The organism is Pseudomonas sp. BAV 4579, assembly GCF_009765395.1.
In the GTDB taxonomy this organism is placed as follows: domain Bacteria; phylum Pseudomonadota; class Gammaproteobacteria; order Pseudomonadales; family Pseudomonadaceae; genus Chryseomonas; species Chryseomonas aestiva.
Genome location: NZ_WHOV01000125.1, coordinates 19,751 through 27,477, shown reverse-complemented (window position 1 = coordinate 27,477; position 7,727 = coordinate 19,751). Strand labels below are relative to the sequence as shown.

Sequence of the window (7,727 nt, the reverse complement as noted above, 5' to 3'; positions counted from 1 at the left end):
TTTCAAGCCCCTTCAGCATCTGCGCCGGAAGTGGGGCGCATTATAGGGGAGTTTTGGGACAGGTCAACAGTTATTTTACGACCGAGTTGCAGCGGATCAATTCGGCCATATCCCTGACCGCCTGCTTGAAGCCGACGAAGACTGCCTGGGCGACGATGGCGTGACCGATGTTCAGTTCGTTAATACCTGGCAGGGCCGCGATCGGCTGAACATTGTGGTAGTGCAGGCCATGGCCGGCATTGACCACCAGCCCGAGGCCGGTGGCGAATTCCACGGCCTTGGCCAGGCGCTGCAGCTCCAGGGTCTGCTCGTGCTGGGTGTCAGCCTCGGCATAGCGACCGGTGTGCAGTTCAATCACCGGGGCGCCGCAGTCCTTGGCCGCCTGAATCTGCTGCCGATCCGGGTCTATAAAGAGGGACACTTCCGAAGCGGGCAGCGCGGCAATGGCATCGCGGATGCGCTGGACCTGCCCCAGTACATCCAGACCACCTTCGGTGGTCAGCTCTTCCCGGCGCTCGGGCACCAGGCAGACGTGCTCGGGACGGATCTCCTGCGCGAAGGCCAGCATCTCGGGGGTCAGAGCGACTTCGAGATTCATGCGGGTCTGCAGGAGCTCGCGCAGCAGGCGGACATCCCGCTCCTGGATATGGCGACGGTCCTCACGCAGGTGCAGGGTGATGCCATCCGCCCCTGCCTCTTCGGCGTCCAGTGCCGCCTTGACCGGATCCGGATATCTCGTACCCCGGGCCTGGCGCAGGGTGGCGACATGATCGATGTTGACGCCCAACAGAACACGACTGAACTCTTTCATGGCTTATTCACTTGGCTTGGCGAACAATTCGCGACTCATCAGGGGTTTGCTGCCCAGGTGCGGCGCCAGGGCCTGGCGCATCAGGCGCTTGGCAGCGCGAACTACCGTGGGATCGTCCCATTCACCGCGATCCAGTGCCAGGATTTCCGCGCCGGCCAGACAGCCCGGGCGAACCTCGTCGACGGGCTCGAAGCCCTGATCCGGAATGAAGCGATAGAGACGCTGGGCTTCGATGGCCCGACCGTCCAGGGCCTGGGCCAGCGAGAAACCGTAGCCCAGCAGATCGAGCAGACGCCATTCGAAGGTACGTAGCAGGGGTTCGACCGGACGGCCCTGGACCAGGGCGGCCAGGGTCAGACCATAGAGTTCGAAGAGCGCGGGATAGGGATCTTCGGCGGGTAGCAGCCGGACCAGCAGTTCGTTGAGATAGAAGCCACTGAAAAGGGCCTGTCCCTGAAGCAGAAAGGGCGGCGCCAGGGCCGCCACCTTCTGCAGATTCTTCAACTCCCCTCGCCCGCTGAGCTGAGCTTCGAGCGGAATGAAGGGTCTGGCCAGACTTCCGGAGCGGGAGCGGGCCGCGCGCAATACGGTACGGACCCGGCCAAAGGCGCCGAGCACATCCACCAGCGCACTGCTTTCCCGGTAGGGGCGCGAATGCAGGACGAACAGCGGCTCGGACGCCTGCATCGCTAGAGGTCGGAATAACCCAGAGAGCGCAGGGCACGCTCGTCATCGGACCAGCCGCCTTTGACCTTGACCCAGAGATTGAGCATGACCTTGGCGTCGAACAGGGTTTCCATGTCGTGGCGGGCTTCCTGGCCGATCCGCTTGATGCGCTCGCCGGCCTGGCCGATGAGGATCTTCTTCTGGCCATCACGCTCGACTAGAATCAGGCCGTGAATGTGCAGCACGCCGTTGTCGTACTTGAATTCCTCGATCTCGACCGCGACCTGATAGGGCAACTCCGCCCCCAGCTGGCGCATGATCTTTTCCCGGATCAGCTCGGCCGCGAGGAAGCGGCTGGATCTGTCGGTGATCTGGTCCTCGGGGAAGAAGTGGTCACCTTCCGGCAGACGTTCGGCGACCAGCTCCTCGAGAGCGTCGAGATTGTGGCCATGCTGGGCGGAGATCGGAATGAGCGCGGCTTCCGGCAACTGCTCCTGCAGCCATTGCAGGTGCGGCAGCATGTCGGCCTTGTCTTCCAGGCGATCCATCTTGTTGACGGCGAGCAGCACCGGGCACTTCACGAAGCGCACCCGCTCCAGCACCATCTGGTCTTCGTCGGTCCAGCGGGTGCGATCGACCACGAACACCACGACGTCCACATCGCGCAGGGCGGTGACGGCCGTCTTGTTCATGAAGCGGTTGAGCGCCTTCTGGTTTTCCTTGTGCAGACCGGGGGTATCCACATAGATGGTCTGGACCTCACCCTCGGTCTTGATGCCAAGCATGTTGTGCCGGGTGGTCTGCGGCTTGCGCGAGGTGATGGCCAGCTTCTGCCCCAGGATATGGTTGAGCAGCGTGGACTTGCCAACGTTGGGGCGACCCACGATGGCTACGTAGCCGCAGCGCGATGCCTTCAGCTCATCATTCATGACCATTCTCCACGCCCAGGGCGATCAAGGCCGCCGAGGCCGCTATCTGTTCGGCGATGCGGCGACTGGCGCCCTGCCCCGTCGTCTTTTCGTTGAGCATGGCGATCTCGCATTCGACGAAGAAGACCCGGCAATGGGGCTCTCCTTCGATGGCGACCACCTCGTAGCGCGGCAGGTCGCAGGCGCGCGCCTGGAGAAACTCCTGCAGCCGCGTCTTGGGATCCTTGTTGGTATCCACCGGCGTCAGCTCGCGCAATTGCGGCCCCAACCAGGCCATGACCCGGTCTTTCGCCGCGTCCATGCCGGCATCCAGATAGATGCCACCGATCAGGGCTTCCATGGCATCGGCGAGAATGGATTCGCGACGAAAGCCGCCACTCTTCAGTTCACCGGAACCCAGGCGCAGGTAGTCACCAAGTTCGAAGCTGCGGGCCAGCAGCGCCAGGGTCTCGCCCTTCACCAGCTTGGCCCGCAAGCGGGACAGCTGGCCTTCGCGGGCCTGGGGGAAGTGATCGTAGAGGGCTTCGCCGATGATGAAGTTGAGGATGGCGTCGCCGAGAAATTCCAGGCGTTCGTTGTTGCGACCGGCAAAGCTGCGGTGCGTGAGGGCGAGCAGCATCAGGTCCGGGTCCTGGAAGGTATAACCCAGCCGACGCTCGAGGCGATCTAGAGATAAAGTCACGGGAGATTTATATGGAAATCACGATTGAAACGAACGACCAGATCGATGTTGCGGATCAGGTGTTCACGTTTTTCATAGTCGAGGTGGATCTGCAGGTGGTTGCCGTCGGCTTCGACGCGCATGGCCTTTTGCAGATCGAGATCACGGATGTCGTTCACCTGCATACCCTTCCCCACGTAGCTGTAGACGTCGGACACGCTGCGAATCTGGTTATCGGGGTTGTCGCCGATGGATTCGATGACCTTGGTCAGAGCATTGTAGTCCAGGTAATGCGGAACGAGTTTCATGGCCGTGCTGGCCAGGAAGGCGATGACGCAGAGTCCGAGCAGACCACCGAGAAACGACAGCCCCTGCTGACGCGACGGGAGACCGGGCACTCTGCGTTCATTCATCTGATGATACCTACGCGAGACAGGGTGGGCATGCTCTGCAGCTTGGGCTCCGGCCAGCTCAGCCAGACGGCGAAGGCCTTGCCGACGATGTTGCGATCGGGAACCATGCCCAGCAGATCACGGGGAATGTTGGGATCGTCCCAGTAGCGACTGTCGTTGGAGTTGTCGCGGTTGTCACCCATCATGAAGTAGTGACCGGCCGGCACCTTCCACTCGTGGTCGGGCTCCATGCGGTAGCGGGTCATCTCTTCGCGGATCAGGTGTTCGGCCTTGCCCAGTTGTTCCTTGAACAGCTTGACGCTGCCCAACGAACCCGGCTCGTCGCCCACCAGCTCCTCGCTGACGCGCTGGCCGTTGATGTACAGCTGCTTGTCGCTGGTATAGCGGATGGTATCGCCCGGCACGCCGATCACGCGCTTGATGTAGTTGACGCTGGGATCGCTGGGATAGCGGAACACCATGACATCGCCACGCTGCGGATCACCGATCGGGATGACCTTGAGATCGATCACCGGCAGGCGGATGCCGTAGGCGAACTTGTTCACCAGGATGAAGTCGCCCACTTCCAGGGTCGGCTTCATGGAGCCCGAAGGAATCTGGAACGGCTCCACCAGGAAGGATCTCAGGATCAGCACGATGGCCAGGACGGGAAAGAAGGACTTCCCGTACTCGACCAGCGCCGGCTCCTTGTTCAACTGCTCCAGGACCACGGGATCAGGCTCGCTGACCTGCTGCCCGTAGGTCTGGATCGCCTTGCGACGACGCGGTGCGAGCAACAGCAGATCGATGAGCGCCAGGGCGCCGCAGACGGCGACCGCGAGAACCAGCAACAGAGGGAAGTTCCAGGACATGGGCTTCAGCTATCCACCTTGAGCACGGCCAGGAAGGCCTCTTGAGGAATCTCTACGCTACCAACCTGCTTCATGCGCTTCTTACCCGCCTTCTGCTTTTCCAGCAGCTTGCGCTTACGGGAGACGTCACCGCCATAGCACTTGGCCAGGACGTTCTTGCGCAGCGCCTTGACGGTGGTGCGGGCGACGATCTGACCGCCAATGGCTGCCTGGATCGCCACGTCGAACATCTGCCGCGGGATCAGCTCCTTCATCTTCTCGGTCAGGGCGCGACCCTTGTAGTGCGCCTTGTCGCGATGGACGATCAGGGCCAGGGCGTCGACCTTCTCGCCGTTGATGAGGACGTCGAGCTTGACCAGGCTGGCCGCCTCGAAGCGATCGAAGCTGTAATCTAGCGACGCATAGCCGCGGCTCACCGACTTCAGGCGGTCGAAGAAGTCCAGCACCACCTCGTTCATCGGCAGATCGTAGCTGACCTGCACCTGGCTGCTGAGGAACTGCATGTCGCGCTGGACGCCACGCTTCTCGATGCACAGGGTGATGACGTTGCCCAGATGCTCCTGGGGGACCAGGATGTTGGCGCGGACGATGGGCTCGCGCATCTCGGCGACGGAGGCCAGGTCCGGCAGTTTCGAGGGGTTGTCGACATAGATGGTGCTGCCATCCTTGAGCACCACCTCGAAGACCACGGTCGGCGCCGTGGTGATGAGGTCGAGATCGTATTCGCGCTCCAGGCGCTCCTGGATGATCTCCATGTGCAGCATGCCGAGGAAGCCGATGCGGAAGCCGAAGCCGAGGGCCTCGGAGCTTTCCGGCTCGTATTGCAGGGCCGCGTCGTTGAGGGTGAGCTTCTGCAGGGCTTCGCGGAAGTCCTCGAAGTCGTCGGAGCTGACCGGGAACAGACCGGCGTAGACCTGCGGCTTGACCCGCTGGAAGCCCGGCAGCATGGCCACGTCAGGGGTGGCGCTGAGGGTCAGGGTGTCACCGACCGGAGCACCGAGGATTTCCTTGATACCGGCGATGATGAAGCCCACTTCACCGGCCTTCAGATCAGGCATTTCGGTGTGCTTGGGCGAGAAGACGCCGACGCTGTCGACCTGGTGCACCTTGCCGGTGGACTTGACTAGGATCTTGTCGCCCTTCTTGACCCGACCGTGCTTGACGCGCACCAGCGAGACGACGCCCAGGTAGTTGTCGAACCAGGAGTCGATGATCAGCGCCTGCAGCGGCGCGTCGATTTCACCCACGGGCGCCGGGATGACCTTGACCAGTTGTTCGAGCACCTCGGGTACGCCCATGCCGCTCTTGGCACTGCAGGGCACGGCGTCGGTGGCGTCGATGCCGATGATGTGCTCGATCTCGGCCTTGACCTTGTCCGGATCGGCCTGGGGCAGATCCATCTTGTTCAGCACCGGCATGACCTCGAGGCCCTGCTCGATGGCGGTGTAGCAGTTGGCGACCGACTGGGCTTCCACGCCCTGCCCCGCGTCCACCACCAGCAGCGCGCCTTCGCAGGCGGCCAGCGAGCGGCTGACTTCATAGGTGAAGTCGACATGGCCAGGGGTATCGATGAAGTTGAGCTGGTAGGTCTTACCGTCTTCGGCCTTGTAGTACAGCGTCACGCTGTGGGCCTTGATGGTGATGCCGCGCTCACGCTCGAGATCCATGGAATCCAGGACCTGGGCCTCCATTTCTCGGTCGCTCAAGCCACCACACATCTGGATGAACCGATCCGCAAGCGTCGACTTGCCGTGATCGATGTGGGCGATGATGGAGAAATTGCGGATATGGCTCAGATCACTCACGAATCAGCACTCGAATAGCCAGCGGCGGAACATCCGCCGGGAAAATAGCGGGGGAGTTTACCTGAATGCGGCAAACAAGGGGACTCGCGCCGTTCGAGCGGACAAAAAGAAGGGGCGGTCGCCCGCCCCTGCGCGCCTGCCTTGCCGTTACTTGCCCGGCAGCTTGAAGGTGATGAAGCTGGCGCGACCGTCGCGCACCACGCGCATCGAGATGGAACGACCCGCCGGCAGCGCCGAGGTGATCTTCTCGAAGGCCGCGGCCGATTCGATCGGCTGGTTGTTCAGGTGGGTGATGACATCGCCCGGACGCAGGCCGATGGCCGCGGCGGGACCGTCGCCACTCAACTTGTTGATGACCACGCCGCCCTGGATATCCAGGGTCTTCTTCTGCTCGGGCGTCAGGTTGGCCACGGCGATGCCCAGGCGATTGCTGGCGCGGTCGGAGCCACGCTCGCCACCGGAAGCGGCCTGGTCATCCTTGGGCATGTCGCCCACGGTGACGCTGAGGTTCTGCCGCTTGCCTTCGCGGATGATCTCCATGTCGGCCTTGGCACCCGGCTTGAGGTTGCCGATCAGGTGCGGCAGGTCGGCGGACTCCTCGATCTTCTGACCATTGACCGAGAGGATGACGTCACCCACCTTGATGCCGCTCTTGGCTGCAGGACCGGCGTCCAGGGTCTGGGCGACCAGGGCACCCGCCGGACGATCCAGGCCGAAGGATTCGGCGAGGTCCTTGTCCACTTCCTGGATGACCACGCCGAGCCAGCCGCGACTGACCTTGCCGTCGGTCTTCAGCTGATTGGCCACGTTCATGGCGACGTCGATGGGGATGGCGAAGGACAGCCCCATGAAGCCCCCGGAGCGGGTAAAGATCTGCGAGTTGATCCCGACCACTTCCCCCTTGAGGTTGAACAGGGGACCGCCGGAGTTGCCCGGGTTGATGGCTACGTCGGTCTGGATGAAGGGGACGTAGCTTTCATTGGGCAGGCTGCGACCCTTGGCGCTGACGATACCGGCGGTGACCGAATGATCGAAGCCGAAGGGCGAGCCGATGGCCAGCACCCATTCACCCACCTTGAGCTGGTCGGAGTTGCCCAGCTTGAGGGTAGGCAGGTCCTTGGCGTCGATCTTCAGCAGGGCCACGTCGGTGCGGGGATCCGCGCCGATCAGCTTGGCGGTGTGATCGCTGCGGTCGGATAGGCGCACCAGGATCTCGTCGGCATCGGCAACCACATGGTTGTTGGTCAGGATGTAGCCATCGGGCGAGATGATGAAGCCGGAACCCAGCGACTGGGCCTGCTCCTGCTTGCCCCGGGGACTGCGCGGCATCTGCGGAATGCTGCGCTCGAAGAATTCACGGATGCCCGGTGGCAGACCTTCCAGGTCGGGCATGGTCATGGCGCCGACGCCGCGTCCTTCGGGAATTTTCTGCCGGGTGCTGATGTTGACGACCGCCGGAGACGCCGCCTCGACCAGACCGGTGAAATCCGGCAGATCGGCCCGGGCCATGGCCGTCATTCCCATCAGCCAGAGCCCCATCAGGGCAGCCGTGTAATGCTTTAGATTGCGCATGCGCATGCAGCTCCACTCT

General features: G+C 62.6%; 8 protein-coding genes. All 8 read right to left on the bottom strand.

Annotation, left to right across the window (positions count from 1 at the left end):
* Nucleotides 1-70: 70 nt before the first annotated feature.
* Nucleotides 71-811, bottom strand: a complete 741-nt coding sequence (gene pdxJ / locus GSQ95_RS20700) for a pyridoxine 5'-phosphate synthase (RefSeq protein ID WP_158889551.1) — start codon at nt 809-811, stop codon at nt 71-73.
* Nucleotides 812-814: 3 nt separating this feature from the next.
* Entirely contained in the window at nt 815-1,498 is a 684-nt protein-coding gene (gene recO, locus GSQ95_RS20695) for a DNA repair protein RecO (protein ID WP_158889549.1), read from the bottom strand.
* Between the two features lie 2 nt (nt 1,499-1,500).
* The gene (gene era, locus GSQ95_RS20690) at nt 1,501-2,406 is read right to left on the bottom strand and encodes a GTPase Era (protein ID WP_133862947.1); all 906 of its coding nucleotides are present in this window, start codon (nt 2,404-2,406) and stop codon (nt 1,501-1,503) included.
* The gene (gene rnc, locus GSQ95_RS20685; protein WP_133862948.1) at nt 2,399-3,088 is read right to left on the bottom strand and encodes a ribonuclease III; all 690 of its coding nucleotides are present in this window, start codon (nt 3,086-3,088) and stop codon (nt 2,399-2,401) included. The genes era and rnc overlap by 8 nt, the downstream gene beginning before the upstream one ends.
* Complete coding sequence (locus GSQ95_RS20680; RefSeq protein WP_158889547.1) at nt 3,085-3,480, bottom strand: DUF4845 domain-containing protein; 396 nt, start codon at nt 3,478-3,480, stop codon at nt 3,085-3,087. The genes rnc and GSQ95_RS20680 overlap by 4 nt, the downstream gene beginning before the upstream one ends.
* Complete coding sequence (lepB, locus tag GSQ95_RS20675; protein WP_158889545.1) at nt 3,477-4,331, bottom strand: signal peptidase I; 855 nt, start codon at nt 4,329-4,331, stop codon at nt 3,477-3,479. The genes GSQ95_RS20680 and lepB overlap by 4 nt, the downstream gene beginning before the upstream one ends.
* Before the next feature lie 5 nt (nt 4,332-4,336).
* Nucleotides 4,337-6,136, bottom strand: a complete 1,800-nt coding sequence (gene lepA, locus GSQ95_RS20670) for a translation elongation factor 4 (RefSeq protein WP_158889543.1) — start codon at nt 6,134-6,136, stop codon at nt 4,337-4,339.
* 147 nt (nt 6,137-6,283) lie between these two features.
* On the bottom strand, nt 6,284-7,708 hold the full coding sequence (locus GSQ95_RS20665; protein WP_158889541.1) for a DegQ family serine endoprotease: 1,425 nt from the start codon (nt 7,706-7,708) through the stop codon (nt 6,284-6,286).
* Nucleotides 7,709-7,727 lie beyond the last annotated feature (19 nt).